The 25,359-nt window shown below is 60.2% G+C and carries 26 protein-coding genes; 19 read left to right on the top strand and 7 right to left on the bottom strand.

All coding sequences use genetic code 11. The features are described 5' to 3' along the window. The first annotated feature begins 15 nt into the window (after nt 1-15). The 12 genes from DXC79_RS04625 to DXC79_RS04570 all read left to right on the top strand — a co-directional run bounded on the left by DXC79_RS04625 (nt 16) and on the right by DXC79_RS04570 (nt 7,643). Entirely contained in the window at nt 16-642 is a 627-nt protein-coding gene (locus DXC79_RS04625) for an adenylate kinase (RefSeq protein WP_006235269.1), read from the top strand. Further along, nucleotides 639-1,427 (top strand): type I methionyl aminopeptidase, encoded by a 789-nt coding sequence (map, locus tag DXC79_RS04620; protein ID WP_006235270.1) that lies wholly within the window; start codon nt 639-641, stop codon nt 1,425-1,427. The genes DXC79_RS04625 and map overlap by 4 nt, the downstream gene beginning before the upstream one ends. Nucleotides 1,428-1,575: 148 nt before the next feature. Beyond that, nucleotides 1,576-1,794 carry a translation initiation factor IF-1 gene (gene infA / locus DXC79_RS04615; protein WP_035137443.1) on the top strand — a complete coding sequence of 73 codons (219 nt, stop codon included), beginning with the start codon at nt 1,576-1,578 and terminating at the stop codon, nt 1,792-1,794. A gap of 150 nt (nt 1,795-1,944) precedes the next feature. Then, nucleotides 1,945-2,058: a 50S ribosomal protein L36 gene (rpmJ, locus tag DXC79_RS04610; protein ID WP_006363204.1), complete on the top strand. Its 114-nt coding sequence runs from the start codon at nt 1,945-1,947 to the stop codon at nt 2,056-2,058. 14 nt (nt 2,059-2,072) lie between these two features. Then, entirely contained in the window at nt 2,073-2,447 is a 375-nt protein-coding gene (gene rpsM / locus DXC79_RS04605) for a 30S ribosomal protein S13 (RefSeq protein WP_022094275.1), read from the top strand. Nucleotides 2,448-2,461: 14 nt separating this feature from the next. Then, nucleotides 2,462-2,866 carry a 30S ribosomal protein S11 gene (gene rpsK / locus DXC79_RS04600; RefSeq protein ID WP_006235274.1) on the top strand — a complete coding sequence of 135 codons (405 nt, stop codon included), beginning with the start codon at nt 2,462-2,464 and terminating at the stop codon, nt 2,864-2,866. Between the two features lie 19 nt (nt 2,867-2,885). After that, the gene (gene rpsD, locus DXC79_RS04595) at nt 2,886-3,482 is read left to right on the top strand and encodes a 30S ribosomal protein S4 (RefSeq protein ID WP_006235275.1); all 597 of its coding nucleotides are present in this window, start codon (nt 2,886-2,888) and stop codon (nt 3,480-3,482) included. A 32-nt stretch (nt 3,483-3,514) separates the two neighbouring features. Continuing rightward, the gene (locus tag DXC79_RS04590; RefSeq protein ID WP_006235276.1) at nt 3,515-4,456 is read left to right on the top strand and encodes a DNA-directed RNA polymerase subunit alpha; all 942 of its coding nucleotides are present in this window, start codon (nt 3,515-3,517) and stop codon (nt 4,454-4,456) included. Nucleotides 4,457-4,486: 30 nt separating this feature from the next. Next, entirely contained in the window at nt 4,487-4,954 is a 468-nt protein-coding gene (rplQ, locus tag DXC79_RS04585; RefSeq protein ID WP_055252240.1) for a 50S ribosomal protein L17, read from the top strand. A 92-nt stretch (nt 4,955-5,046) separates the two neighbouring features. Then, on the top strand, nt 5,047-5,871 hold the full coding sequence (gene truA, locus DXC79_RS04580; RefSeq protein WP_117635323.1) for a tRNA pseudouridine(38-40) synthase TruA: 825 nt from the start codon (nt 5,047-5,049) through the stop codon (nt 5,869-5,871). 203 nt (nt 5,872-6,074) lie between these two features. Then, complete coding sequence (locus DXC79_RS04575) at nt 6,075-7,073, top strand: glycosyltransferase (protein WP_147327480.1); 999 nt, start codon at nt 6,075-6,077, stop codon at nt 7,071-7,073. A gap of 132 nt (nt 7,074-7,205) precedes the next feature. Continuing rightward, the gene (locus DXC79_RS04570) at nt 7,206-7,643 is read left to right on the top strand and encodes an arginine repressor (protein WP_006235280.1); all 438 of its coding nucleotides are present in this window, start codon (nt 7,206-7,208) and stop codon (nt 7,641-7,643) included. A 186-nt stretch (nt 7,644-7,829) separates the two neighbouring features. Here DXC79_RS04570 and DXC79_RS04565 read toward each other — a convergent pair whose 3' ends face one another. Next, on the bottom strand, nt 7,830-10,046 hold the full coding sequence (locus DXC79_RS04565; protein ID WP_117629204.1) for a transglycosylase domain-containing protein: 2,217 nt from the start codon (nt 10,044-10,046) through the stop codon (nt 7,830-7,832). A gap of 162 nt (nt 10,047-10,208) precedes the next feature. Here DXC79_RS04565 and DXC79_RS04560 point away from each other — a divergent pair, with 162 nt between their 5' ends. The 4 genes from DXC79_RS04560 to DXC79_RS04545 all read left to right on the top strand — a co-directional run bounded on the left by DXC79_RS04560 (nt 10,209) and on the right by DXC79_RS04545 (nt 16,574). Beyond that, the gene (locus DXC79_RS04560) at nt 10,209-12,167 is read left to right on the top strand and encodes a U32 family peptidase (protein ID WP_158550966.1); all 1,959 of its coding nucleotides are present in this window, start codon (nt 10,209-10,211) and stop codon (nt 12,165-12,167) included. Nucleotides 12,168-12,264: 97 nt separating this feature from the next. Continuing rightward, on the top strand, nt 12,265-13,476 hold the full coding sequence (gene tyrS, locus DXC79_RS04555; protein WP_117635320.1) for a tyrosine--tRNA ligase: 1,212 nt from the start codon (nt 12,265-12,267) through the stop codon (nt 13,474-13,476). Between the two features lie 276 nt (nt 13,477-13,752). Further along, complete coding sequence (locus DXC79_RS04550; RefSeq protein WP_117635319.1) at nt 13,753-15,573, top strand: adenine deaminase; 1,821 nt, start codon at nt 13,753-13,755, stop codon at nt 15,571-15,573. A 206-nt stretch (nt 15,574-15,779) separates the two neighbouring features. Next, nucleotides 15,780-16,574, top strand: coding sequence for a Cof-type HAD-IIB family hydrolase (locus DXC79_RS04545; RefSeq protein WP_117635318.1), 795 nt, complete (start codon nt 15,780-15,782; stop codon nt 16,572-16,574). Between the two features lie 42 nt (nt 16,575-16,616). Here DXC79_RS04545 and DXC79_RS04540 read toward each other — a convergent pair whose 3' ends face one another. The 6 genes from DXC79_RS04540 to DXC79_RS04515 all read right to left on the bottom strand — a co-directional run bounded on the left by DXC79_RS04540 (nt 16,617) and on the right by DXC79_RS04515 (nt 21,224). Then, nucleotides 16,617-17,459, bottom strand: coding sequence for a Cof-type HAD-IIB family hydrolase (locus DXC79_RS04540; RefSeq protein WP_117635317.1), 843 nt, complete (start codon nt 17,457-17,459; stop codon nt 16,617-16,619). A gap of 87 nt (nt 17,460-17,546) precedes the next feature. After that, nucleotides 17,547-18,965 carry a citrate synthase gene (locus DXC79_RS04535; protein ID WP_117635316.1) on the bottom strand — a complete coding sequence of 473 codons (1,419 nt, stop codon included), beginning with the start codon at nt 18,963-18,965 and terminating at the stop codon, nt 17,547-17,549. A gap of 77 nt (nt 18,966-19,042) precedes the next feature. After that, the gene (locus tag DXC79_RS04530) at nt 19,043-19,330 is read right to left on the bottom strand and encodes an ACT domain-containing protein (RefSeq protein WP_006235289.1); all 288 of its coding nucleotides are present in this window, start codon (nt 19,328-19,330) and stop codon (nt 19,043-19,045) included. 394 nt (nt 19,331-19,724) lie between these two features. Next, complete coding sequence (locus DXC79_RS04525) at nt 19,725-20,432, bottom strand: site-specific integrase (RefSeq protein ID WP_255413265.1); 708 nt, start codon at nt 20,430-20,432, stop codon at nt 19,725-19,727. 18 nt (nt 20,433-20,450) lie between these two features. Then, nucleotides 20,451-20,702: a helix-turn-helix transcriptional regulator gene (locus DXC79_RS04520; RefSeq protein WP_006235292.1), complete on the bottom strand. Its 252-nt coding sequence runs from the start codon at nt 20,700-20,702 to the stop codon at nt 20,451-20,453. 9 nt (nt 20,703-20,711) lie between these two features. Then, the gene (locus DXC79_RS04515; protein ID WP_006235293.1) at nt 20,712-21,224 is read right to left on the bottom strand and encodes a DUF2975 domain-containing protein; all 513 of its coding nucleotides are present in this window, start codon (nt 21,222-21,224) and stop codon (nt 20,712-20,714) included. Between the two features lie 242 nt (nt 21,225-21,466). On the opposite strand from DXC79_RS04515, the gene DXC79_RS04510 reads away from it, so the two are divergent. The 3 genes from DXC79_RS04510 to DXC79_RS04500 all read left to right on the top strand — a co-directional run. After that, nucleotides 21,467-23,689, top strand: a complete 2,223-nt coding sequence (locus DXC79_RS04510; RefSeq protein ID WP_117635314.1) for a hypothetical protein — start codon at nt 21,467-21,469, stop codon at nt 23,687-23,689. A 5-nt stretch (nt 23,690-23,694) separates the two neighbouring features. Continuing rightward, complete coding sequence (locus tag DXC79_RS04505) at nt 23,695-24,435, top strand: ATP-binding cassette domain-containing protein (RefSeq protein WP_117769450.1); 741 nt, start codon at nt 23,695-23,697, stop codon at nt 24,433-24,435. Between the two features lie 152 nt (nt 24,436-24,587). Then, nucleotides 24,588-25,359, top strand: a 772-nt coding sequence (locus DXC79_RS04500) for a hypothetical protein (RefSeq protein WP_199408645.1), incomplete at its 3' end; no start/stop codon positions are given.

Raw genomic sequence — 25,359 nt, 5'->3', positions numbered from 1 at the left:
AGAGGAGGATTGCTCATGAACCTCGTATTGCTCGGAGCTCCGGGTGCCGGCAAGGGCACCGTCGCACAGGAGCTCGTCGCCGAGTTTGGCGTCGCTCACATTTCCACGGGCGACCTGCTGCGTGCTGCCGTCAAGGGTGGCACCGAGCTTGGTATTCAGGCTAAGAAGTACATGGACGCTGGCGAGCTCGTTCCCGACCAGCTCGTGATCGACCTTGTCAAGGAGCGCCTTGCCGCCGATGACGCCCAGCAGGGCTTCATCCTCGACGGCTTCCCGCGCAACACCGCCCAGGCCGTGACGCTCGATTCCGAGCTCTCCGCCATGGGTCGCGAGATCGACTGTGCCCTTCTGGTCGATGTGGCCCCCGAGGTCATTATCGATCGTCTGTCTTCGCGTCGCACCTGCCGCGCCTGCGGTTACACCGGCACCGCTGCCGATGCTACCTGCCCCAAGTGTGGTGGCGAGATGTATCAGCGCGACGACGACAAGCCCGAGACCATCAAGAACCGTCTCGACGTCTACGAGAAGTCCACGAGCCCGCTCGTCGACTACTATCGTGGTCAGGGTCTGCTCAAGTCGGTCAACGGTGACCAGGCTCGCGAGACCGTGTACGGGGATGTCAAAGAGGCTCTCGGTCTATGATCAAGATTAAGTCTGCAACGCAAATCGAGCAGATGAAGAAGGCAGGAGCGCTATCTAAGATGGCGCTCCGCCACGTTGGAGCCATGGTTCGTCCCGGCGTTTCGACCTTTGAGCTCGATCAGCTCGCGGAGCAGATTATCCGCATGCATGGCGGCACGCCGGCCTTTAAGGGTTACGGCGGGTTCCCGGGGACCATTTGCGCATCGATCAACGATGCCGTGGTCCACGGCATTCCCAACCCCGACATGATTCTGCGCGATGGCGATATCATCTCCATCGATACGGGAGCCGTTGTCGACGGTTGGGTCGGCGATAACGCATGGACGTTTTTCGTCGGCACCCCCACGCCCGAAGCCAAGGCTTTGTGCGAGGTCACGCGCGATTGCCTTAAGGCTGCCATCGAGCAGGCTGTTCCCGGTAACCATATCGGGGACGTCGGTTATGCCGTTCAGTCCCTTGCCGAGTCTCACGGTTACGGCGTGCTTCGTGACTATGTGGGTCATGGCATTGGCCGCGTGATGCACGAGGACCCCAACGTTCCTAACTATGGAAAGAAGGGGAGGGGCGTTCGCCTCCAGGCCGGCATGGTCATTGCCATCGAGCCGATGGTTACGATGGGTTCCAACCATGTGAGCACGGGCTCCGACGGTTGGATTGTTACGACCAACGACCACCTGCCCGCCGCGCACTACGAGAACACCGTCGCCATTACCAATGACGGTCCGGTGATTCTCACCACGGATGCCCAAGGTGCTTGGTGTTCCTTGCAGGGCGGTGAAATGTAGGGGTCCCGTTCAAATACGTCGACATCTACATTTCTGTAAAGTAACAAGTTCCGCTTAGTTGTGGAGCCATTACGAAGATATTACGATACGTGCATGCGTATTGTAGAATACTCAATCGCTGTCGTTTTCTAGAGAAAGATGATTGCTTGTGAAGAAGGAAGACGCAATTGAGCTCGAGGGTACGGTAAAGGAACCGTTGCCCAATGCCATGTTTAAGGTTGAGCTCGAGAACGGTCATTCGGTTCTGTGCAACATTTCTGGCAAGATCCGAATGAATTACATCCGTATTCTCCCCGGTGACAGGGTTGTCGTGGAGCTTTCCCCGTACGACCTGACCCGCGGTCGCATCACCTATCGCTACAAATAGCGGCACGCATACACGCACTCCATTTCCGGCTGCAGGCTTAGCTCAACCTACGGTCGGATTGTGTGTGAAGACCAGCCATAGTTTTAAACGCCTGCGGCTGGGCGAGTAGATAGTAGGGAAGTAGTTTGAGCGCTACCGAAAGGAAGAACGATGAAGGTACGTCCTTCGGTCAAGAAGATGTGCGATAAGTGCAAAATCATTAGGCGCCATGGCAAGGTCCTCGTCATTTGCGAGAACCCCCGTCATAAGCAGCGTCAGGGTTAAGAGAGGAGACTACGTTGGCCCGTATTAATGGTGTCGACCTCCCGCGTGAGAAGCGCGTTGAGATCGGTCTGACCTACATTTACGGCATCGGCCGCACCACTGCGACGAAGATCTGCGTCGAGTGCAACGTTAACGTGGATACGCGCGTTAAGGACCTCACCGAGGATGAGGTTAACGCCATCCGCGATTATATCGATAAGAACCAGATCATGGTTGAGGGCGACCTCCGCCGTGAGCGCAACCAGAACGTCAAGCGCCTTATGGACATCGGCTGCAACCGCGGCCTTCGTCACCGCAAGGGCCTCCCGGTCCGCGGCCAGCGCACCCACACTAACGCTCGTACCCGCAAGGGCCCGAAGCGTCAGATCGGTGCTAAGAAGAAGAAATAAGGAGCGCTAGATAGATGGCTACTGCTAAGAAGAACGTTCGCGCTGCCCGTCTGAAGCGCGCGGACCGTAAGAACATTTCCGTGGGCCAGGCTCACATTCGTTCTACGTTCAACAACACGATCGTTTCGATCACCGATCCCCAGGGCAACGTCATTTCCTGGAAGTCGGCTGGCCAGGTGGGCTTCAAGGGCTCCCGTAAGTCCACGCCGTTCGCTGCCCAGATGGCTGCCGAGGCTGCTGCCAAGCAGGCCATGGAGCACGGTATGAAGAAGGTTTCCGTCTTCGTCAAGGGCCCCGGCTCCGGTCGTGAGACCGCCATCCGCTCCCTCCAGGCTGCTGGCCTCGAGGTCTCGAGCATCCAGGACAAGACCCCCATTCCGCACAACGGCTGCCGCCCCAAGAAGCGTCGCCGCGTGTAACTGAAAGGATCGTATCAATATGGCAATCGACAGGACTCCTGTTCTTAAGCGCTGCCGTCAGCTCGGGATCGATCCCGCTGAGCTCGGTTACAGCAGCAAGAAGGAATCTATCCGTCAGCCCAAGCGCCGTCGCAAGGAATCTGAGTACGGCATGCAGCTGCGCGAGAAGCAGAAGGTCAAGTTCATCTATGGCGTTCTGGAGAAGCAGTTCCACGGCTACTTCAACAAGGCCCGTAAGATGAACGGCGTCACCGGTGAGAACCTCATGATCATCCTTGAGTCTCGCCTCGACAACGTCGTCTTCCGTCTTGGCTTCGCCCGCACCCGCAAAGAGGCTCGTCAGTCCGTCCGTCACGGTCACTTTACCGTGAACGGCAAGCGCGTGGACATCCCGTCCTACCGTGTCAAGGCCGGCGACGTCGTCGCTGTCGGCGAGAAGTTCCGTGACCTCCTCCCCATCAAGGAGGCTCTGATTTCCTCCGAGCGCTTTGAGGTCCCTGGCTGGCTCGAGGTCGATATCGAGAAGCTGTCTGGTAACGTGCTCGCTCTGCCGACGCGTGAGCAGATCAGCGGTGATATCAACGAGCAGCTCATCGTCGAGCTCTACTCTAAGTAGTCCATCCGGGCTGCTGAGGCTGGAGGTAATACATGTCAGAATTCATTAGGCCTCAGGTTCAGGTCGAAGAGATCAACGAGACGTCTGCTCGTGTCTCCGTCGAGCCGCTCGAGCGTGGCTACGGTGATACGCTGGGTAACTCCCTTCGTCGCGTTCTTCTGTCCTCGCTCGAGGGTGCCGCCGTCGAGGCTATTCAGATCGATGGTGCGCAGCACGAGTTCATGACCATCCCTAACATGGTCGAGGATGTCACCGACATCGTCCTGAATGTCAAGGGTCTTGTCTTCAGGGCTCTCGGCACGACCGACGAGGCGACCGCCACCATTTCGGTTGACGGCCCCTGCGAGGTCACCGGTGCGGACTTCTTTATTCCGTCCGAGTTTGAGCTGGTCAACCCCGAGCAGCACATTGCTACGCTCACCGAGGGTGGCCATCTCACCATGAGCATGCGCATCGGCTATGGCCGCGGCTATGTTTCTGGCGAGGCCAACAAGCGCGACAACGATCCCATCGGTGTGATCCACGTCGACTCGCTGTACTCGCCGGTTTCCCGTTGCGCCAAGCTCGTTGAGGCTTGCCGTGTCGGTCAGCACACCGACTACGACCGTCTTGTCCTCGAGATCGAGACCAACGGCTCCATCGCCCCGCGCGACGCCGTGGTCCAGGCTGCCAATATCATCAACCAGCATATGGCCGCCTTTATGAACCTTGCCGAGACCCCCGAGGTCGAGGAGGAGGCTTCGATCTTCGCTCCCGAGGTCACCAACGACAACGCCGAGCTGGACAAGCAGATCGAGGATCTGGACCTTTCCGTCCGTTCCTACAACTGCCTTAAGCGCGCCAGCATTCACTCGGTCCGTCAGCTCGTTGAGTTCTCGGAGAACGATCTGCTCAACATCCGTAACTTCGGTGTTAAGTCGATCGAGGAAGTGAAGGACAAGCTTGAGTCCATGGGCCTGAGCCTGAAGGCTTAATGCTTCGCATATTTGAGGAGAAACTAGACCATGCGTCACAACGTTAAGAAGGGCCTGAAGCTCGGCACCGATGCGAGCCACACCAAGGCCATGAAGAAGAGCCTTGCTAAGGCCCTCTTCGAGAACGACCGCATCAAGACCACCGAGACCCGCGCTAAGGCGCTGCGTTCGGTCGTCGACCCGATCATCACTTGGGCCAAGAAGGGCGACCTGCACTCTCGTCGTCTGGCTATCGCCAAGCTCGGCGATAAGCAGCTCGTTGCCGAGATCTTCGACAAGGCTGCTCAGGGCATGTGGCAGGACCGCAACGGCGGTTACACCCGCATCATGAAGCTCGGTAACCGTAAGGGCGACAACGCTCCCATCGTTATCATGGAGCTCGTCACCGAGCCTTGCACGCCTAAGGCCAAGAAGGCTGCTCCGGCCCCCAAGAAGGCCGCTGCTCCCAAGAAGGTCGAGGCTGTCGAGGAGACTGCTGCCGAGGAGACCGCTGAGTAGACATTCCGTCTGCATAGGCTATATTCGAGGGGTACGTTTGCGTACCCCTCTTTTTTTGTCGCGATACCGTTGCTTGTTTGTTGGGAGCGCCCATGACTGCGCCGTCTGATTTCAATTCGATTTCCGAGCTTGACGCCACGCTCGTATTTCGCGTGGCCTATGATGGCTCGTCGTATAGCGGATTTGCCGAGCAGCCGGGACAGACGACGGTTGCGGGTGAGCTACGTCGAGCCATCGAGACGCTGCTTCGCCGCCCGATCGATCTGACGTGCGCGGGGCGTACCGATGCCGGCGTACATGCCGTGGCTCAGTACATCAGCGTGCCCGTAACGGACGCTGAGCTCGCTTGTACGCGCCGTAGGTGGCTGCGGGCTATGGATGCCCTGCTGCCCAAAGATATCGCCATCAACGAGGTCTACAGGGCCCGTAAGGGCTTTTCTGCGCGCTTTGACGCGCGCTCTCGCACTTACACCTATCGCATTGCCGATCGTGATGCGCGGCCCGTGCTGTCACGCGGTGCTGTGTGGTGGCATCGCTATCCCTTGGATGTTGAGGCTATGTCTGCTGCCTGCCCCGCGCTGCTGGGCGAGCAGGACTTTAAAAGCTTTTGCAAGGTTGCCTCGGCCGTTGGCAAACCTACGCACCGCTGCGTAATACGCGCCGAGTTTGGCCATGAGGTTGCGTTTGGCGAGGACATCCTGACGTTTACCATCGTGGGCAATGCGTTTCTGCATTCGATGGTCCGTACGATCGTTGGCACGCTTGTCGAGATTGGCATGCATCGCCGTGAACCCGAGTGGATGCGCGAGGTCATCGATGCTTGCGATCGTACCGCTGCGGGCCCCACGGCTCCTGCCTGCGGCCTTACGTTTATGGGCGTGGATTACGATCCCGCCGAGCTTGTCGTGCTCGACTAGGGGAGGGCTCGACGCGCCGTTCGTCGGCACCTGTCATCTGTGGGCTGCTCGTGTGCAACATCTGTTCTTGGCGTGCAGTGCAACCGGTGTCTCATTGCTTTTATTGCCGGGGTGTACCATGAACGACAGTTTGATTCATTGCTGTCGAGAGGACGGATAACTTGGTTCGACGTGGCTCGCATCCGCGACTTTCGGTGATCCTTGTGGTAGAAGGTTCGACCAGCTATGCGATGCGTGCGCTCGAGAGTATCCAGAACCAAGACCTCTATGATTTGCAGATTATCGTTGTCTGCCGCGATGCTGCGCCCGGTGTGCGCCATTCGCTTCAAGTTGCTGCCGACAGGGACATCCATATTGATTTGATTGACGTCGAGGACGCGAAGCGCGGCACTTGTCTTCGTGCCGGTTTTGATGCCTCGCGCGGCTCTCAAATCATCGCCATGAACGCCGATGAGTGGTTTGCTCCGCAGGCCCTTTCCAAGATGGTCGATATCGCGTGCGATACTGCGGCAGACATAGTGTTCCCCACGGTGTCGCTCGATCGATACGATGCGCATCGCGAGCGTCATTCGCGCGTCTTGGATGCTGCCTCTATTGCCATAGAAGACGAGTCTTCTATGGTGACTGGGCTGCCCCAGTTGATTTTGGGCGGCCTAGTCGCTCAGACCTCTGGCGTGATGTATAGCCGTCCGCTGTTTGAGGCATGCCTGTCGCGCGGCAAGGCGTACCGTACGGTTGAGTTTATGGCTTATGCTCTCTCGCAGGCACGATTCGTGTTCGGCTGCGGCGACGCTTGTTTCCACGCGGTGGCACCTAAGCTTACAGATGCCTTTGATCCCACCATGTATGCCAGGATATCCGAAGACACTCGAGCGCTCGACGAGCTTGCGGACTCACTCTCGGAAGCGGATAGCGGTGGTCGGCTCAAGCTGGCAAGCCAAAAGTTCTACTTTGCCGGACTGGTCGCCTGCATCGAGAATTTGTGTCTGAGCCCGCATGGGGTGTCGTCAATCGAGCGTTCCGCCCGCATGCGTGATATGCTCGATGCGCCTCGAACCCGTCAGATGGTCGCCGCGCTCAAGGACAACCATCGGGGACTCGGTCTGTTGTTTGGGCCGATTGCCAGCGCCAAGCCCGCGCGCTGCGTGATGTGTACGCATCTGGCAGCTTTTCTTAACCGGACGGGCGCAAAAACCGCCTAAACGGCTCATTACGAAACAAACTTGCATAGAATTGTTTCGAAATGCGTTCTTATACACAAAAGCCTTCAAATAGCGTTAAACTATTCAATCACTGATTGATTGTCTCCGCCATCTTTTGGAGAGAGGGTTTGTATGGCTAAAAAACGCAATGGGCGCCAGGATGCCATTAGAGATATTGTGCGCAATAAGGACGTCCGCACGCAGCGCGTGCTGGTCGATGAGCTCCGTGCTATGGGCTTTGATTGCACGCAGGCGACTGTCTCTCGCGATATTGCCGACATGGGGCTGCGTAAGCTCCCTGAGGGTATCTATGTTCTGGCAGAGGACCTGCACCTGCAGCGTATGGTTTCCGAGCTCGTAACGGGCGTTCTACGTACCGATAATCTGGTTATGATCAAGGCTCAGCCTGGCACGGCTTCCGGCATCGCCGCCGCCGTTGATGCGGCAGAGTTGCCCGATGTGCTTGGCTCGCTTGCCGGCAACGATACGATTTTGGTTATTGCCCAGACGGCCGAGGACGGCGAGCGTCTCGAGGCGCTGATCAATAAGCTGAGCAATTCTCGCAAGTAGGCGTGCGGGCCGTGCGCTCGGCACTGTACGCGCTGACATAGTGGCTTGTAAGGGGTATCGACGTTGGTCGGTACCCCCTTTTTGTTTGCCGGTATAAAGACCGCCCACCAGGTCGCTTTAAACTAAAAGGCCCCCGAGCAGTTTAATAAGCTGCTCGGGGCCTTGTTGGCTTTAGTCGCGTACTTCTTAGCCGACCGTATCGTCAGGCGTGGGCGAGGGGTCGGGAGTGGGCGTAGGCGTAGGCGTGCCGCCATCGCCGCCGGTCGAGCCACCAGTGGAGCCGCCCGTCGAGCCACCAGTGGAGCCGCCCGTCGAGCCACCGGTCGTACCGGTGCCGCCGGTGGTGTCGCCGCCCGTGGTCTCGGTGGTCGTGGTCGTCGTGGTAGTTGTTGTGGTGGTTTCCTCTTCCTCTTCGTCCTCGTCCTTGTCGTCGTTCTCCGACTTCTTGGTGTTGTTGGTGCCGTAGAACTTCCAGACGCTGTTGTTCTTGTAGGTGGGCGCCGTTCCGGTCGCAAACTCCTCGCGCTCGGTACCGGTCAGAACGGTGTTCATAAACCGCTTAAAGACAGGCAGGTTGGTGCTGTCGCCCAGCAGGTCCGTGCCGTACTTTTGGATGGGGATCTCGCCCGCGGAATAGCCGGTCCACAGGGCGCACGCCAGCTGCGGGGTATAGCCGCAGAACCAAAGGTTGGTGGTGTTGTCGGTGGTGCCCGTCTTGCCGGCATAGGGCTGGTTGACACTCAGGGCGCCGGCAGCACCCGTACCGCTGCCCTTCATGACGCCGGACAGAACATCGGTGACCGCGGCGGCCTCGCCCTCGGTAAGCACCTGTGAGGGATTGTCGGTGTGCTGGTACAGCACCGAACCGGTACGAGAATCAATCTCGGTGATGGCGATCGGCTGGCGATAGTAGCCGCCGTTGGCAAACGTCGCGTAGGCGGCGGCCATCTCGAGTGGCGAGATCGAGCCAGTGCCGAGCGTCATGACGGGAACGTCCTCGATGTTGTCCTTGGCGGGGTCGATGCCGAGCTTTTTGACGAGCGAGATGATCTTGCTGTTGCCGACGGCTTCCGCCACCTGGATGTAGCCGGTGTTGGAGGAGTATGCCGTCGCCTGCTTAAGCGTGATGTTGCCGTAGCTCTGGTTGGCGTAATTTTGGACCTCGGTCGTGGTGCCCTTGGCCTTGAGCGGCGAGTTGCAGTTGAGGGTGACGTTGGGGTTCATGCCGTTTTGGATGGCAGTTGCCAGCGTAAAGGCCTTAAAGGTGGAGCCGACGGGACGCTTGGCCGTGGCATGGTTTACGTGGTTCTCGTCGGCGTTGTAGTCGTAGCCGCCCACCATGCACTTGATGTAGCCGGTCTTGGGGTCGACGACGACCATGCCCATGTCCAGGCCGTCAAGCGAGAGCGTGTCGAGCTGCTCGCGGACGGCATTCTCTGCCACCTGCTGCATCGTGGGGTCGATGGTGGTCTTGACGGTCAGGCCGCCCTTAAAGAGCACGTCGGTCGAGAACTCCTGCTCCAGCAGCTGCTTGACGTAGGAGACAAAGTAGGGCTGCGAGTATACGTCGACGCCGCTGCCCGAGATTTCGGTCACATTGAGGGTGATGGGCTCGGCCTGTGCGGCATCGTGCTCCTCCTGGGTGATGTGGCCCAGGCGCAGCATGTTGTCGAGAACCTTGTTGCGGCGAGACAGTGCCAGATCGGGATTGACCGTGGGGTCGTACTGCGAAGGCGAGTTGGGAAGGCCGATGAGTAGCGCGGCCTCGCTCAGGGTGAGGTCGGCGGCGCTCTTGGACAGATAGGTCTCGGCTGCGGCCTCGATGCCGTAGGCGCCGTGGCCGTAATAGATGGTGTTGAGGTACATCATGAGGATCTCGTCTTTGGAGTACATGTCCTCCATCTTGATGGCGATGTAGGCCTCGCGCACCTTACGCTCAATGGTCGAGTCGAATTGCTCCTCCTGCAGGATGGTGTTGCGCACAAGCTGCTGGGTGATCGTCGAGGCGCCTTCGTGCCCGCCGCCGAGGGTTGCCACCGCAGCACGCGCGATACCCCACAGGTCGATACCGCCGTGCTCGTAGAAGCGCTCGTCCTCGACGTCAACGGTGCCCTGCAGCACGTAGGGGGAGACCTCGTCCTTGGTGATGGACTTGCGGTTTTGCGTGTAGAAGCTCGCGATCTTGTTGCCGTTACAGTCGACGATCTCGGTGGGCTCGCTCACCAGATACGCGTTGGCGTCGGTGTAGTCGGGCAGATCGGACAGCCAGCGGTTGACGTTACCGACCATGCCGATGCCAAACGCCACGCCCGCAATCAGCAGAAAGCCCAAAAACGAGAGCAGGATTATGGGCAGGGCGTGCGTCTTTGAACGGCTGTGTCCCTGTCGTTGGCGAGGACCCATATATTGACCTCCAGGTATGTCGTGCCAGACGGTGGATGTGCCGTCGGGGCAGGATGGACATAAGTTATTACACGATAAACCAAACGGGGCGCGCGAGGCCTCGTGTATGCTGGAAGACGGCATTTTTCAGAGTGAATGCATACCTTGGTAAGGAGTTTGTCGATGGCGATTCGGACGATGGGGCCGAGCGGACAATACGAGACTGGATTGGATGTTGTCAGTGCGGCGCTGCCCGAGCTGCTGGCGCCGGCGGGCGGACTCGACCAGATGCTTGCGGCTATTGCCGCGGGTGCCGATGCCATCTATGCGGGGTTGGGCGGCTTTAACGCCCGTGTGAGCGCCCATGGCTTTACGGATAACGAGTTTGCGCGCGGCTGCGCCGTGGCGCATGCCCATGGCGTGCATGTGTACGTAACGCTCAACGTGTTCGTGTTTGACGATGAGTTGTCCGACGCGGTGGCGTTGGGAGCTCATGCACTGGAGCTGGGCGCCGATGCTCTGATTGTCGCCGATGCCGGGTTGGCCTGCGCGCTGCGCGCGGCGATTCCCGGGGTCGAGATTCACCTGTCCACGCAGGCGGGCGCTCATAGCGAGGGTGCCGTGCGGCTTGCCGCCGATGAACTGGGGGTCGAGCGCGTGACGACGGCACGCGAGCTGACGGTCGACGAGATTGCGGCGCTATGTGCCACGGGCGTGCCCATCGAGGTATTCTGCCACGGTGCGATTTGCATCGGCTATTCGGGGGCGTGCGAGTTCTCGGCCCTGCGGCGTGGGCGCTCGGCGATGCGCGGCGACTGCACGCAGCCGTGCCGTCTGGCGTACGACCTAGTGGACGAGGCGGGGCAGAGTGTTGTTGCCGTCGAGGGAGACCGCCTGCTTTGTCCGCGTGACTATCTGGGTATCGCGCACCTGCCCGAGCTTGTTGCCGCCGGCGTGGCATCGCTCAAGATCGAGGGACGCATGAAGAATCCCGATTACGTATTCAACGTGGTGAGGGTGTGGCGTCGGGCACTCGATATGCTGTGCGACGGCGCGTGGGACTCCGGTGCCGTGGAAGAGCTTGAACGCGAGCTGGGAAGGTCGTTTAACCGTGGGTTTACCGATGCTTACCTGCGGGGTCGTTCGGGTGCCGAGCTCATGAGCTTTGAGCGCGCGATCAACCAGGGCGTGCGCGTGGGGCGCTTGGTCGCTGTGGGCCACGAAGAGGTGACCGTTGAGCTCGATGCCGCCGTGGCGGCGGGTGACACGCTCGAGATTCGGTTCTATCCGGGTGTCGACGCGCGTCCCGATGTGCCCAAGCGCTGGCCGCAGGTGCCCTGCCCGGTGGATGCCGCAGCGGGGAAGCGCGTCGTCGTGCATTGCAAGCGTAAGGTGGACGCGGGCTGCGAGGTCTATCTGATTCGCAGCGCCGGCGTGTTGGATCAGACGACGGCGGTGTTGGAGCGCATGCGGGCCGAGGCGGATGCGATTGCGCCCGTTGCGCGTGCCGTTGAGGTGCTGCCCTTTGAGGACGCCGCGGTGGATGGCGGCGCGTCGACGGAGTTGGTGGAGCGCGCGGTTCCCGCTCGCATGGTTTTTGCTTGGCAGCTGATGGATGCCGACCCGCGCGGAGAACTTGATTTGTCCGACGCCGTTGTGGTGCTGGACGAGGTGTGCCGCACGGGTGACGCTGACCGGACCCGCTCGCTGATGCAGCGTGCCGGGCGCGTCGTCTGCCGCAACCTGGGACAGGTGGCGATGGCGCGTGAGCTGGGCGTGGCGTTTGACGTGGCGGCGCCGGTGTTCTGTGCCAATCGGGCCACGCTTACCTGGCTGCGCGGACTCGGTGCGGGGCGGGTGTGCTTGTCGGCCGAGTTGCTCGGCAATGATGCGGAGCGTGTTGCCGAACTTGCCGCTTGCCCCGGTGTCTTGGGGCCTGTCGATGCCGACCGTCCTGAGCTCATGGTGTGCGAGCACTGCTTGCTGACTGCCGAGGGCGCCTGCGCCACGGATGCAACGGGGCAGGTCCGTTGCCGTGACTGCTCGCGCCGTCAGCAGGCGCGCTTTTTGGTCGAACGTGACGGCACGCGTTTGCCGGTCGTTATCGACGCGTGCGGCAGGACGAGGATTTTCCTGTCGTAGGTGCCGCGTCGCGCTGTTTTGGTTATTATTAGTGGGTTTATGAACTTCCAGCACCGCCGTATCCGGTGAGGGTGCTATAGCAAAAGGAGGATACCCAATGCTGTCTGTTGACGAGCAAATGCGTATCATCACCTCGGGTGCAGCGCAGATCGTCCCCGAGGCCGACCTTCGCAAGAAGCTTGAGAAGGGCGAGCCCCTCAACATCAAGCTCGGCGTCGATCCCACCAGCCCCGACCTGCACCTGGGCCATGCCGTGCCCCTGCGCAAGATGCGTCAGTTCCAGGACCTGGGCCACAACGTCACCCTTATCATCGGCAACGGCACTGCGCTGATCGGCGACCCCTCGGGCAAGAACTCCACCCGCCCGCAGCTTTCGCAGGAGCAGATCGAGGCCAACGCCGAGACCTACGTGAGCCAGGCCATGAAGATCCTGGACCCCGAGAAGACCACCATCGTGCACAACGGCGACTGGATCCTTTCGATGGACCTGGCCGGCCTGCTGCAGGTGTGCTCCAAGTTCACCGTCGCCCGCATCCTTGAGCGCGACGACTTTACCAAGCGCTACCAGTCCCAGACGCCGATTGCCCTGCACGAGTTTCTGTACCCCGTGATGCAGGCCTTCGACTCCGTTCAGATCAAGGCCGACGTCGAGATGGGCGGCACCGACCAGCTCTTCAACCTGCTCGCCGGCCGCGAGCTCATGGAGAAGATGGGCATGGAGCCGCAGATTGCGCTTACCATGCCGCTGCTCGAGGGCACCGACGGCGTGCGCAAGATGTCCAAGTCCTATGGCAACTACATCGGCCTGACCGACGCTCCCAAGGATATGTTCGGCAAGACCATGTCCATCCCCGACGAGATGATCGGCAAGTACTATCGTCTGGCCAGCTCGCTCGCCCCGGCCGAGGTCGACAAGATCGATGCCGCCCTGGCCGATGGCTCCGCCGACCCCTACGAGCTCAAGCGCGCTCTAGGCCGCGACCTGTGCGACACCTACCACGGTGCCGGCGCCGGCGACGAGGCTCAGGCCGAGTTCGACCGTGTGTTCAAGGAGGGCCAGCTTGCCGACTTCCCCGAGAAGCACGTTGAGCTGACCGTCAACGACGAGGGCCAGATTTACCTCGCTGGCCTGCTCAAGGACCTGGGCCTTTCGGCCAGCGCCGGTCAGGCCCGCCGCGACATCGACGGCGGCGGCGTCAAGATCAACGGCAAGGCTGTGGCTTCCAAGAGCTACAACATCGATCCGAGCGCCCTCAAGCTGGGCGACACCCTCTCCGTGGGCAAGCGCAAGGGCTTCAAGTTGGTCTAGTAAGTAGGTTAACCTAACATGTGCAATAGGGCCGCAGCCGGAACGATTCCGACTGCGGCCTTTTTGGCACTTGGGGACGTTCCTTTTGTGTCGGCACTTTGGGACACTCCTTGTCATTGGTACAAAGCAACCTGTCCCCATTGCGCCAAGCGGCGTGTGCCGTTAAGCGGAGGGGGTGTATTCCCGACTCATCGTTTGGGCATACAATGGCTATTGTCTTGCTGCGGTGAAGGCCTGTCCGCTCCGCAGCTGTTTTCTACGGTTAAAGGAGTATGTATGTCCGTTGAGGTCATGAGGTCTGTGATCGAGGCCGCCGAGGGTCGTGTACCCGTCGACATGCTGTTTGCCAACGCGCAGATCGTCGACGTGTATGGCCAGCGTGTGGCGCCCGGTAGCGTTGCCGTCAAGGACGGTGTGATCGTCGGCGTGCTCTACGATGGTCGCGACGATGCTGCTGGCACCTACGAGGCAACTGAGGTCATCGACTGCCAGGGCCGCTATCTTGCCCCCGGTTTTATTGACGGGCACTTGCATATCGAGTCTTCGAACATCCGCCCTGCCGAGTATGCGCGCATGGCGGCGACGCGCGGTACCACCACCGCTATTGCTGACAGCCACGAGATCGCTAATGTTTCCGGCTTGGACGGCCTGCGCTTTATGATCGAGGACGGTCGTCGCGCTCCTATTTCCATCAAGTACATGATGCCCTCGTGCGTGCCCGCGCTGCCCGATGAGCAAGCAGGCGCTGTGATTACCGCCGCTGACATGCAAGCGTTTTTTGCCGAGCATCCGGGCGATGTCTTTGGCCTGGGCGAAATGATGAACCTGCCGGGCGTCTTTATGGCCGACCCCGAGACCTGTGCTCGCATCGATGCTGCCAACCAGACGCCGTCCAAGCAGGTTGACGGCCACGCGCCGCTCGTTGCCGGTAAGGACCTCAACGCCTATGCCGCAGCAGGTATTATCGCCGACCACGAGTCGACGATTCCCGAGGAGGCGCTCGACAAGCTATCTCGTGGTATGTACGTGATGCTGCGCGAAGGCACGTGCAGCCATGACCTGGCTAACCTGTCTCCGATGCTGCTGGAAAACCCCGCCCGTGCCCGCCGCTGCTGCTTTGCGACCGACGACCGTGCTCCCTCCGACGCGCTTTCGACCGGTATGATCGACAACGCCTGCCGTGTGGCTATCGAGGCCGGCATTGACCCCGTGGTTGCCATCTCTATGGCGTCCCTCTCCACGGCCGAGGCGTTTGGCCTGGATCACGGCTGCCGCGATCCGCACGAGCTACGCGGTGCGATTGCCCCGGGCAAGCGTGCCGACCTGCTGGTGCTCAATGATCTGACGTTTGCCACGGCTCCGCATCGCGTATATGCCGCCGGTGCCCTGGTGGCGCAGGACGGCACCTTTGTGGGCGAGATTGCACCCGAGATGGCTGAGGTTGCGGCCCTTGCCGATGAGCTGCGCGCCTCCGTTAAGCTGCCGAAGCTTTCGCTCGACGTGTTCGACTATGCCTTTAAGCCGGGCGAGGCCGTGATTGACGTGGTGCCGGGTAAGGCCATCACGGGTATGGCTCGCCCCGAGAGCGCCGAGGGCCTGCGTCGCATTATGCTGATTGAGCGCCACGGCCGCGGCGTGTCGCTGCAGGCCGAGGGCGCCGACGGTGACGGCCCCGCTGGCCTGGGTCTTGTTGGCAAGCACATTGGTCGCGGCTGGGTGCGTGGCTTTACCATTACGGGCGGTGCCATTGCCTCGACGATCGGCCACGACTCGCACAACGTGTGCGTGGTGGGCGACAACGCGGCCGATATGATGGCTGCCGTCGAGGCTGTTGGCCAGGGCGGCCACGTGCTGGTGCGCAACGGCGAGGTCGTGGCGCGCATTCCGCTGGCGCTCGGTGGCCTGATGAGCGAGGGCACGGCCGAGGATGTCGCCGCGCAGCACGACGACTTTATGGTCAAGGCGCGCGCCATGGGTATCGAGCCGCCGCTCGACCCCATCATGGGCATCATCTTCCTGCCCCTGCCGGTGATCCCGACGCTCCGCATCCGCCCCGAGGGCATGTTCGACGTTACAACCTTCACCTACGCCGACTAGTCATCGGGGACGTTCTTAAACGACTAGTCGCCTGCGACACTCTTTGGCGGGCTGCCTGACGCCGCGACCGTAGGACCTCTGGCATGTGTGAGCTATTTGCCAGGTCCTTGTAACGTTTACGCTCGCGGAGTCTTATTTGAGCTCCCTTTGGGTACGTTGGAATCGGATACGCGTTCGATTCCAACAGGCCCGAAGGGAGCTTTTCTATGTTTAAACTGATTGCATCCGATATGGACGGCACACTGCTTGACGAAAACGGCCAGGTGCCTCCCGAGACTTACGAACTGATTCTGGCGCTACACGAGCATGGCGTGCATTTCGCCGCATCGTCAGGTCGTCGCTACGATCGCCTGTGCGAGTTCTTTGCGCCCGTTCGCGACAAGATGGACTTTGTCGCCGCTAACGGCGCCCAGGTCTACGCCGACGGTAAGATGGTAGACCGTGAGGTGTATTCCCACCTGGCGATTCGAAGGCTCGCCCAAGCCGTCAGGACGTTTCCCAATCTGCATCTTGCGCTCTTTGACCGAACCAAGTCCTTCCTGCTCGATGACGAGTGCAAGTTCGTGCGTGAGGTCGATAAGGACCTTCCCAATGCCGAGCGCATTTGGGAGCTGCCCGATCCCAGCGTAAATATCATCAAAGCGAGTATCTTTTGCGACGACAGTGCGGTTATGGACAGTGCGTACGTGCTACAGCGCGAACTTGGTCAGCTCTTTACTTTTGCGCCTTCGGGCAACGCCTGGATCGATGCCATGCAGCCCGGCGTGTCGAAGGCCTCGGGCATCGCGCAGCTTGCGGAGCATTACGGCGTTGGACGCGACGAGGTCATGGCGTTTGGCGACTCGATGAACGACTACGAGATCATTCGCTTTGTCGGTACGGGCTGCGCGATGGAAAACGCGCGCCCCGCGCTCAAGGCGGTGGCCGATCGCGTGGTGGGTTGTAACCGCGACCACGCCGTCCAGCAAGAACTCCGTCGCGTGCTGGAGAGTCTCGCCTAATCCGGCAGATGGGGACGTTCCTTTTCTGCCGGGTTGCTGCTGCTAGGCGAGGGCAGCCATGATGGTGCGGGCGACGCCGTCGTGGTCGTTGTCGTATTCGGTGATGGCGTCGGCGGCCTCGCGATCCTCGGGCTCGGCGTTGATCATGGCCATGCCGTGGCCCGCTGCCTGCAGCATGGGGATGTCGTTGATGTTGTCGCCGAAGGCCCAGGCGTCGGCAAGGGGCTCGCCCAGATGCCCGCATAGCCACGTGAGGGCCGTTCCCTTGGTGGCTCCCTCGCCCATGACCTCGATATTCATGGCGTACGAACGCGTGACCTCAATGCCTCCGAGCGTGTCGAGCTCCGACGCGATGGCGTCGCGATCGGCCGGGTCGTGCCAGTGCATGGCGATGCGTTCGAGCGTCTCGACCTCGTCGATCTTGCTGTCGATATCCATGTCGATCGGTGTTCGTGTGCGCTTGAGCGAAGCCGCGATGTGGGGGTCGCCGCCGCAGAATTCGTCCAGGCGCGTGTAGAGCGAGCGGGGGAGGAAGCACTGCCCGTCCGCGAAGATATCGAAGGTCACATCGTGGCCGGCGGCGATGCGGCGGATGCGATGGGCAATGCCGCAATCGAGCGGTCGGCTCAAAATGCGCGTAGCACGTGAGGTGTCGGTGGGCGTACCGTCGTCGAGCTGCCAGACGCTGGCACCATTGGCGCAGACCGCATAGTGCACGGCGGGATGGGCGAGGATGGGCTCAAAGATGCCCGACAGCGGACGTCCCGTGCACGGTACAAACTCAATGCCGCGACGTGCGAGCTCGTCGAGCATCGCCCAGGTGGCGTCGCTCATCTGCTTGTCACTCGTCAACAGCGTTCCATCCATATCGGAAAAAACAATCATTCGATGCAGCCCTTTCTGCTGGCATAAAAAGCGTGGCCGAGGGCGGTGATGCCCTGGCCACGCTTGAGTTCTATAACGGTCCGCGTCCTAGCGGTCGGCGAGCGGCTTGTACTCCAGCGGCTCGATCACCGGACGATAGGCCGGGCGAATAATACGGTGCGCGCAGAAGAGCTCTTCCATGCGGTGTGCCGACCAGCCGGCCATGCGGGCGACGGCGAAAAGCGGCGTAAAAAGCGTCTCGGGCACGCCGAGCATCTTGTAGATAAAGCCTGTGTACAGGTCGATGTTGGCGCAGATAGGCTTGGTCATGCCGTGGTCGCGCATCACCTGCGGTGCCAGGCGCTCGATGCGCTCGATGAGCGCGAACTCATCGCCCAGGTCCTTCTTGGCGGCAAGTGTGCGTGCGTAGTGGCGGCAGACCTCGGCTCGCGGGTCGCTGAGCGTGTAGACGGCGTGGCCCATGCCGTAGATGAGACCCGTGCCGTCGAAGGCCTGCTTGTCGAGAATCTTGCCCAGGTAGGCTGCGACCTCGTCCTCGTCCTCCCAATTGGAGACATGCGCACGGATGTCCTCGTGCATGGACACGACCTTGGCGTTGGCGCCGCCGTGGCGCGGGCCCTTGAGCGAGCCGATGGCCGCGGCGTAGGCGGAATACGGGTCGGTGGCCGAGGAGGACAGCACGCGGCAGGCAAACGTGGAGTTGTTGCCGCCGCCGTGCTCGGCATGCAACATGAGCATCACGTCGAGCAGCATGGCTTCGTCGCGGGTGAATGCCATGCCGCCGCGCAACACCTGCAGGATGGTCTCGGCGGTGGAGAGACCGGGTGTGGGGTGCGGTACATGAACCTCGGAGCCGCGGCGCTTGGCGACCGAGGCCATATGCGCGAAGGCGGCGATGCGGGGGAGACGGGCGAGCATGGAGATGGCGACGTCGATTTCGTGCTCGGGCGTAATGGCGTCGGGCTCGGCATCGAAGGCGTAGAGCAGCAGCACGGCGCGCTGAAGCACATTCATGATGCTCGACGACACCGTGGTCATGGGGAACTCTTTGACGTACTCGTCGCTCAGGTGCCTAAAAGCGCCCAGACGTCCGCAAAAACCGTCGAGTTCCTCTTTGTTGGGCAGCGAGCCCGTGATGAGCAGGTAGGCGACCTCTTCGTAACCGTAGCGATTCTCGGCCTGGGCGTTGTTGACCAGGTCCTCGATGCTGTAGCCGCGCAGCGTAAGCTTGCCCTGGTCGGGCACGACTTTGCCGTCGACCTTGTTGTAGCCGTGCACGTCCGAGATGCGGGTAAGGCCCGCGACCACGCCCGAGCCGTCGGCGTTGCGCAGGCCGCGCTTGACGTTATGCTCTACGAACAGGCCCTCGTCGTACGGGGCGGTCGGCAGGCCGTGGTAGAGGTTTTCGCTTTCGGGCGAAATCTGACGGCTCGCCTCGTAATCCAGAACCAGGCGGCTCAGGTGATCGTCGAAGCGGTAGTAGATTTTCTTGGCGTCGTAGGCCATGCGCGCTCCTCTCCGGTCCGCTTTGGGGCCGCGCGCTTGGACGATATGACGTCAAGCTGCCCCGAGCGGCTTGTTCGCTACAGGCGGTACATAAAGTTAAAGACGTCCTCGCGCTGGATGGACACGTTGACGCCCGAAAGTTCGCCGGCCTCGGCCAACGCCTTCTGCAGCTCGGCGAAGTCGAGCTTGGACTCGGCGGTGTCGGCCAGCATGGTCATGGTGAAGATGTCCTCGATAATGGACTGCGTAATGTCGCGGATGTCGACGTTGGCCTCGCCCAGAACGCGGGTGACGCCGGCGACGATGCCGGGGCGGTTCTTGCCAAGGACGGTGATGACGATACGGGAGGACGAGATCTCGGCCATGGGAAACCCTTTCGCGTGGTTGCGGCGCGCGAGGGCGCTCCGCTACGGTACAGTGTTCATCATTGTACCTGTCTGGCGCAAAAAAGGCGCGCTCGCTGCGGCGTTACATGCCTGCAACATGAGCGTAAGGGGGAAGGCCGTACGGGGAAGAGCCGTCTGGCGCGTGTCCGGCTCGTGTTGGGTTGATTTCCGATCTCAGCCGAACACATTGAGCGGACAGGCCGTTCCCGCAGTCAGCCGAACGCCTCCGACGGCTGATTCCGAACTGGAAGCGGAGGGCATCCCCGCCCTTCGGTAGGGGATGCCCTCCGCGGCGCATGCCGCGGGCGGCGCCCCTATCGGACCACCGTGACCTCAGTTGGGATGGGCCCAGCACTGCCGCGTACTCGGTGAGCTAGAGCCAACTGTTCGTCTTCACGTCGCGTATGGCGATATTTCGGTCGTCCGGCTCGGTGATGCCGTAGCCGAACGCCTGGAGCGTCTCGATGGACTCCTGGATCCTCTGTTGGAACATGGGATCCGGATCGACCCTCGGCCCGAGGTGCCCGCGCCAAAGGCACGGCGTGGCGCGCAGCATGTTATGGATTTTGGAGATGGGCTCGATGTCGGCGTAGACGTTGAGCGTCGCCATGGCGTCCTTGTGGCCGAGGATCGATTGGAGCGCCTTGATATCGCCGCCTTGGCGGATCCACTGCGTTGCGAACGTGTGGCGAAGGCCGTGGAACGTGATCAGCTCGTCGTTGGTGCCCATGAGGCCGTTGGTCTCCGAGAACGTCTTGAACGCCCTGCGGATATAGCTTGTCGTCGCGAAGGTCGCGCCCGGCTCCGACAGGATGTAGCAGTCCCCGATCTCGACCGCCCCGGTAAGGCCGCGCAAGCGCAGCTTTCCGCAGTCGATCTCGTGGGTCTCCTTCAGGAAGGGGAGTAGGCCGACCGGGTCGATGGGGATACCCCTGGCGTCATGGGTCTTGGTGTCCTTGATGAACGAACCCATTCCCTTCGCGTACGCCACCGAGTGTCTGATCGAGATCAGGCCCGTCTCGAAATCCACATCGCACCACCGAAGGCCGCAGACCTCGCCGATTCGCATCCCCGTGTGCAGGGCGAGTACGACCGCCCTCTAATCCTCGGCGGACCAATCGAGTCCGAACTCCTTTCGGGCATCCTCTTCGCTCATGACTTCGAGAAGGTCTCCGGGTTGGCAACGAAGGGCGAGGCATAGCTGCTCGAGTGTGTTGAAGCGAATGCCGCGAATATGCCCTTTTTTAATACGGGACAGGTTCACGGGCGTGGTTCCAATCCTTTCGGCAAGTTCGTTCGAGGAAATCTTTCGCTCGGCCATGATCTTGTCGAGGCGAACAATTACGGGCATGGCGTTTCCTTACGCAATCTCGTCGGAGTCGAGGTACAGCTCTCGGGCGTACAAGAAGAGCTGGGAAAGCATGAACAGGACGATGCCGAGAACCAGAGAGGTCCAATCGAATGATGAAGCGATCTCTTGGGCGCCGACGGCCCCCTCGCCGCCAAACATCGAAACGGAGGTTTTGAGTGAGCCGGCGTAGAGGCTGGTGGCAGCTTGAACAACGAAGAGAATGCCGAGCACCTTCAAGCATGTCGCAGACCCTTTCTTGAAGGGGTCTCCGCTCTTGATCGTCCACACGAGAACGGCGCTGAGGATGGTCGTAGCGATACCGATGACGGCAGGGACCAATGTCGAGATCGCAAGGGCTGGATACGCGGGGGAGTCTGCAATTACAGGGTTGTCGAGCACTTCGATTGCTGGCTTTAAGGAGAACGCCACTTGTGCGATGGCGGTGGCGCAAAGGGTCGCAGAGGCTATCGCACATGCGATGCGGAAGGAATGAAGCCGGGGAGTGCGATTGTCGGAACTCATAATAACCTCCGAAGAATTTAAAAAACTCAGGTTACTTTTTAACAGTTTATGTTAAATTGACTTTGCCGGCAAGTAATTACGGCATGCTGCAACCGAAACCCCTCTAGATTGGAGAGGATTATGTTCGGTACTGTTAAGTCGTGTAAGCTCTTGGTTTTCCTCGGCCTCGCTCTTTGTCTGTTGCTGCCGGGAGCCCCCGCTTTTGCGGATACCCCGATGCCTCCTTCCCAGTAAGGTTGGCGATGAATATGCTCAAAATCTCGAAGGCGATCTTTAGGTCGCTTCTCTCCTCCAGGTCGCTCTGTGTTGTCGTTGTTGCGTTGATGGTTCTTTGTGCTCTGCCCGTCTTCAGGAGCGCGGCTGGCATCGACGGACGGGTCGAATACCTCGAGTCGGGAATAACCCGTGTTGAGCAGGAATTGTCAGCATCCTATGCGGATGCGCTTGTGAATGCGGGGGAGGACGGTGTCTATACCTCTTCATCAAGCATGCCCGCGCTTCTGTACCCTCTTGCCGCGGGACGTCTTATCTTGGCACCGCTCTCTCCCCTACTTCCGTTTCTGCAGATATCGGATGGAGAGTACACCTATTATGACGGATCGAAGGAGTACTTGCTATGGGTCGCAACGGCCGTTGCCGTCTCGTTCCTTGCCGCGCGTCTTAACAAACGTGAAAAGCTCATCATCCAGGCACCGATGGGCGAGCTGGGTAGACTTGTTGCATCGAGCGTATGGGCGAGTGTTTTTGCAATGCTTGCCGTCCTCGCCATCAATCTTCCAGGGATAATCGCCGCGCTTGTGAAGAATGGCCCGGGCTCGCCGTTCTATCCGATAGGCTACATTCAATATGCGACTCCGGTTATCAAACCGGCTTGGCTGGTGTTCGCGCAGACGGCCATCTTGCAATTCTTGGTGGCAGCGTTCATCTCGCTTGTCGTTCACCTTGCCGTGAAGATTGCCAATAACCCTACGCTTGGAATCGTGTTCGTATGTGCCCTGATGGGGGTGACGATGGTTCCCGGGTATTACGGAAGATCCATCGCTTTACGTGAGTTCGCCCTGTTGAATCCCCTTACGTATGCGAACACTGAGTTGACCGTCGGCGCCTATAGCCCGTACCCGACAACGCAGATAGTGAATCTGCCTGGACTTTGCTTCGAGCGTGGCGCGATTGCCCTCGTATGCGCAATCGGGATCGAGGTGCTGGCAATTAGCCTGCTTTGCGTTGCTGGAAAGAGCGGCTGCGCGTGCCCGATATCCCCGATTTGTCTTGAGAGAGGTTCCTTCACTGCATCGAGAACGGCAACTCGTTCGAGCGCTTGTGCCTCCGCCGTTGCATACGTAAGAACGATGGGGAAACTGCTCCTGCGTTCTCCTACCCTCGCCGTATGCGCGATTGCAATGTCGACGACGATGCTGGCCCCGGCTCTGGTCGAGATGTTTCCTGACGCTGATAACGTTTCCGCTGTTCGGTATAGGGATGGGGAGCTTCGTTCAATAGATCGGTATCTAGAGCAGAACGCTGCGAATATGGACGTCGAGGGCAAAGCGGCCCTGGAAGACATGCGGGATGCTCTTTCGGGTTTCGTGTACGCGCCTATGCCTGCGGAGGGGTTTCGAAGCCTTGCGACGTACGAGCGCGCTCGAGGTGAGCTGGGCGCGGCAGATGCGACTCTCCTGCAATCGATCGGAATCGAGCCGGAGACTCCTTCTCGTGCGGAGGCGCGCGCCCTTCTGCTTGAGTCGATCGCGAGCTTGCCGGACCCCAAGGTTTACGAGTTAAGTACGAAGATGCCACCATTAATCCTCCTTTCGTATCTCCAGGCAGCGCTTCCCTCCTTATTTTTGCTGTTGCCCGTGGTTGTCACATCGCTCGCGTGCACCCACCTGCAGTGTCGTTCCCTTCTGGTTCTCCAGATCCCCGCAACAGCGCATGTGCGTTTTCTGACGGCTGTTGCGCTGGCTCTCCTGCTTGGCTTGGTGCTGCTTTTGGTGTCGATGGTTCCCGCTGTCGTTGTGTCCGTGATTAAGAACGGTGCGGGTGGATCGGAGTATCCCGTCGCTCTCATTCGGGCGGGAGCTTCGACAACGTCCATGGTGGGGGAGGCGGTGTTGTGCAGTATTCCGTTGCTGGTCATGGCATACGGCGTGATTTCCGTCGTCGCTGCGTTGACAGCAGCGATTAGCCGCAACCCCGTTGTCACCGGAATGGTTTGCGCGGTTCTCTTGGTGTTGGGTTCGTTGAGCGCTCATGTTGAAAGCGTGGGCATGGGCGTCGCGCTGCTGGCTCCATTCGCCTCGTTTGATCCCGCTTCCCAGGTGGGGACGATTGGGTTCCTTGGGCGAGGGACGAACGCGATGCCTTTTGGAGAGGTCGTCGGCGCATCGGGCGCTCTGCTGGTGGTCTTGGGCGCCGTATCTCCGTTGATGGTGCGCCTGAGTGCTCCAAAGATCGAAAGGGGATGATCTCGATGATTGACCTTCAAACGCTGACGATCTCTTATGGAAAGAAGGTGCTCGTAGATTCGGTGAACGCTGAGTTTGCCCCGGGTACGGTCTACGGTCTCGTCGCTCCGAACGGGCATGGAAAGACGACGTTGCTGCGTGCGATGGCAGGTTTGCCGGGTCCTCGCGTGGACGGGAGCATCGTTCTGGATGAGGTGCAGGGTACGGGTGCGAGAGAGGTCCGTTCTATGATCTTCTATGCACCTGGTGAGGGGACGCTGCTGTATCCCGGATTGCGTGCGGAAGATCACCTCAAGATGGTTTGCGATATGTGGCCGCATGCTCGCGATATCGAAGAGATAGTGGAACAAACGCAGATAGGCGAGTTCGCGAAGATGAGGATCCGCACTCTGAGCCAGGGCATGAAGCAGCAGCTTACCCTGGCGATTGCGTATGCGACGGGCGCGCGGTACCTTCTATTAGATGAGCCCATGAACGCGCTCGACCCCAGCAGGGTGGACTTGCATTCCGAGATTCTCAGGAAGCTGGCCGATTCTGGTACGTGCATCATCATGTCATCCCACATCTTGGATTCGGTCGATAGGCTGTGCGATGAGATTCTGTTTTTGAAGGATGGGAGGCTCATTAGAAGCATTCCGCAAGATGATGCTGCGCCGAAGTCTCCTGGATCCCATTTCGCAAAGCCTGCCGGACGCGCCGAGGGTGCGCTAAGCACGTATCGGCGACTCTACGAAAAGGGCGGGTAGAAATGCAAGTTAAAAATCTATGTGGTCAATATAATACCGTTAAACCCGCATATCGATACCGCTCAGCCATTCGCCTCGCCCCCGTCGCACGTATCTTCATCCGGTCTGTTACTTTTAATCTAACGATTCTTTGAGGAACGTAGGTGCTCCAAATGTACTGTCGACTTCTTCTCAAACTGATCCTAAGAGACAAGGCCGCATGGATTTGTACGCTCGTTCTCGCTGCAGCCTTTTCCGTCCCCATTGCGTTCAATTCACCCATCTACGGGCCCTTCTTTATGAAACAGGGCATGCAGGGCTTTGTCGACGCATTCAATACGCGCGCGCCCCAGGCCAGCGGCACAGACCTATCTCCAGAGCAGCAAGCTGACGCGGAGCTTGCAAGATACGCGAACGCCGCCCTTGCCGCTCAAACCGACGCCGCCTTTCTCGATTCTGCCGAGAGCTACTACGCGCTCATGGACGAAGGCTTCCAATCCGGGTCCATCGTGGGAGACCGAGAGACCAATGACGCGGAGCTCGCATATTGCCGTGCTCTGAGCAGTTCCGGCATCACGGATATCCCGGCCTCCGCAAGCGACCTGCCATTCCTTTCCTTCCTGCCTTACGCCATTGCCGCGGTGCCGTCTTTCCTTCCCTTCATCCCCTTCCTTCTCTCGTCGATACTCGTGCTCGGCGCCACAAGGCCCGGGACCCTGGCGGCGAAGGCGCCCGTGCCCAAATTCCGGCGCCTTATCCAGATCGTGTTTTCGATAATCGCCGCGGGGGCCGCGATGCTCCTCGCCGGCCTCGCACCCGGGGGCATTTACGCCTTGGCCCTAAACGGCTTCGGGCAAATTGGGTACCCGATCGCCTTCTTCCATGACGGCGCGCTTACCACCACGACCGCGGGAAACGTCTTCACGACCCTGCTTCTCGCGCTGC

It is taken from the genome of Collinsella sp. TF08-11AT, assembly GCF_003437035.1.
Lineage (GTDB): Bacteria > Actinomycetota > Coriobacteriia > Coriobacteriales > Coriobacteriaceae > Collinsella.
This window is presented reverse-complemented; position numbering and strand designations above follow the sequence as displayed.

Excerpts from the sequence above, each read along its gene's own strand:
- DXC79_RS04625 (WP_006235269.1), top strand. The coding sequence starts at position 16 with ATGAACCTCGTATTGCTCGGAGCTCCGGGTGCCGGCAAGGGCACCGTC.
- map (WP_006235270.1), top strand. The coding sequence starts at position 639 with ATGATCAAGATTAAGTCTGCAACGCAAATCGAGCAGATGAAGAAGGCA.
- rpmJ (WP_006363204.1), top strand. The coding sequence starts at position 1,945 with ATGAAGGTACGTCCTTCGGTCAAGAAGATGTGCGATAAGTGCAAAATC.
- rpsK (WP_006235274.1), top strand. The coding sequence starts at position 2,462 with ATGGCTACTGCTAAGAAGAACGTTCGCGCTGCCCGTCTGAAGCGCGCG.
- rpsD (WP_006235275.1), top strand. The coding sequence starts at position 2,886 with ATGGCAATCGACAGGACTCCTGTTCTTAAGCGCTGCCGTCAGCTCGGG.
- DXC79_RS04590 (WP_006235276.1), top strand. The coding sequence starts at position 3,515 with ATGTCAGAATTCATTAGGCCTCAGGTTCAGGTCGAAGAGATCAACGAG.
- rplQ (WP_055252240.1), top strand. The coding sequence starts at position 4,487 with ATGCGTCACAACGTTAAGAAGGGCCTGAAGCTCGGCACCGATGCGAGC.
- truA (WP_117635323.1), top strand. The coding sequence starts at position 5,047 with ATGACTGCGCCGTCTGATTTCAATTCGATTTCCGAGCTTGACGCCACG.
- DXC79_RS04570 (WP_006235280.1), top strand. The coding sequence starts at position 7,206 with ATGGCTAAAAAACGCAATGGGCGCCAGGATGCCATTAGAGATATTGTG.
- DXC79_RS04565 (WP_117629204.1), bottom strand. The coding sequence starts at position 10,046 with ATGGGTCCTCGCCAACGACAGGGACACAGCCGTTCAAAGACGCACGCC.
- DXC79_RS04560 (WP_158550966.1), top strand. The coding sequence starts at position 10,209 with ATGGCGATTCGGACGATGGGGCCGAGCGGACAATACGAGACTGGATTG.
- tyrS (WP_117635320.1), top strand. The coding sequence starts at position 12,265 with ATGCTGTCTGTTGACGAGCAAATGCGTATCATCACCTCGGGTGCAGCG.
- DXC79_RS04550 (WP_117635319.1), top strand. The coding sequence starts at position 13,753 with ATGTCCGTTGAGGTCATGAGGTCTGTGATCGAGGCCGCCGAGGGTCGT.
- DXC79_RS04545 (WP_117635318.1), top strand. The coding sequence starts at position 15,780 with ATGTTTAAACTGATTGCATCCGATATGGACGGCACACTGCTTGACGAA.
- DXC79_RS04540 (WP_117635317.1), bottom strand. The coding sequence starts at position 17,459 with ATGATTGTTTTTTCCGATATGGATGGAACGCTGTTGACGAGTGACAAG.
- DXC79_RS04535 (WP_117635316.1), bottom strand. The coding sequence starts at position 18,965 with ATGGCCTACGACGCCAAGAAAATCTACTACCGCTTCGACGATCACCTG.
- DXC79_RS04530 (WP_006235289.1), bottom strand. The coding sequence starts at position 19,330 with ATGGCCGAGATCTCGTCCTCCCGTATCGTCATCACCGTCCTTGGCAAG.
- DXC79_RS04520 (WP_006235292.1), bottom strand. The coding sequence starts at position 20,702 with ATGCCCGTAATTGTTCGCCTCGACAAGATCATGGCCGAGCGAAAGATT.
- DXC79_RS04515 (WP_006235293.1), bottom strand. The coding sequence starts at position 21,224 with ATGAGTTCCGACAATCGCACTCCCCGGCTTCATTCCTTCCGCATCGCA.
- DXC79_RS04510 (WP_117635314.1), top strand. The coding sequence starts at position 21,467 with ATGAATATGCTCAAAATCTCGAAGGCGATCTTTAGGTCGCTTCTCTCC.
- DXC79_RS04505 (WP_117769450.1), top strand. The coding sequence starts at position 23,695 with ATGATTGACCTTCAAACGCTGACGATCTCTTATGGAAAGAAGGTGCTC.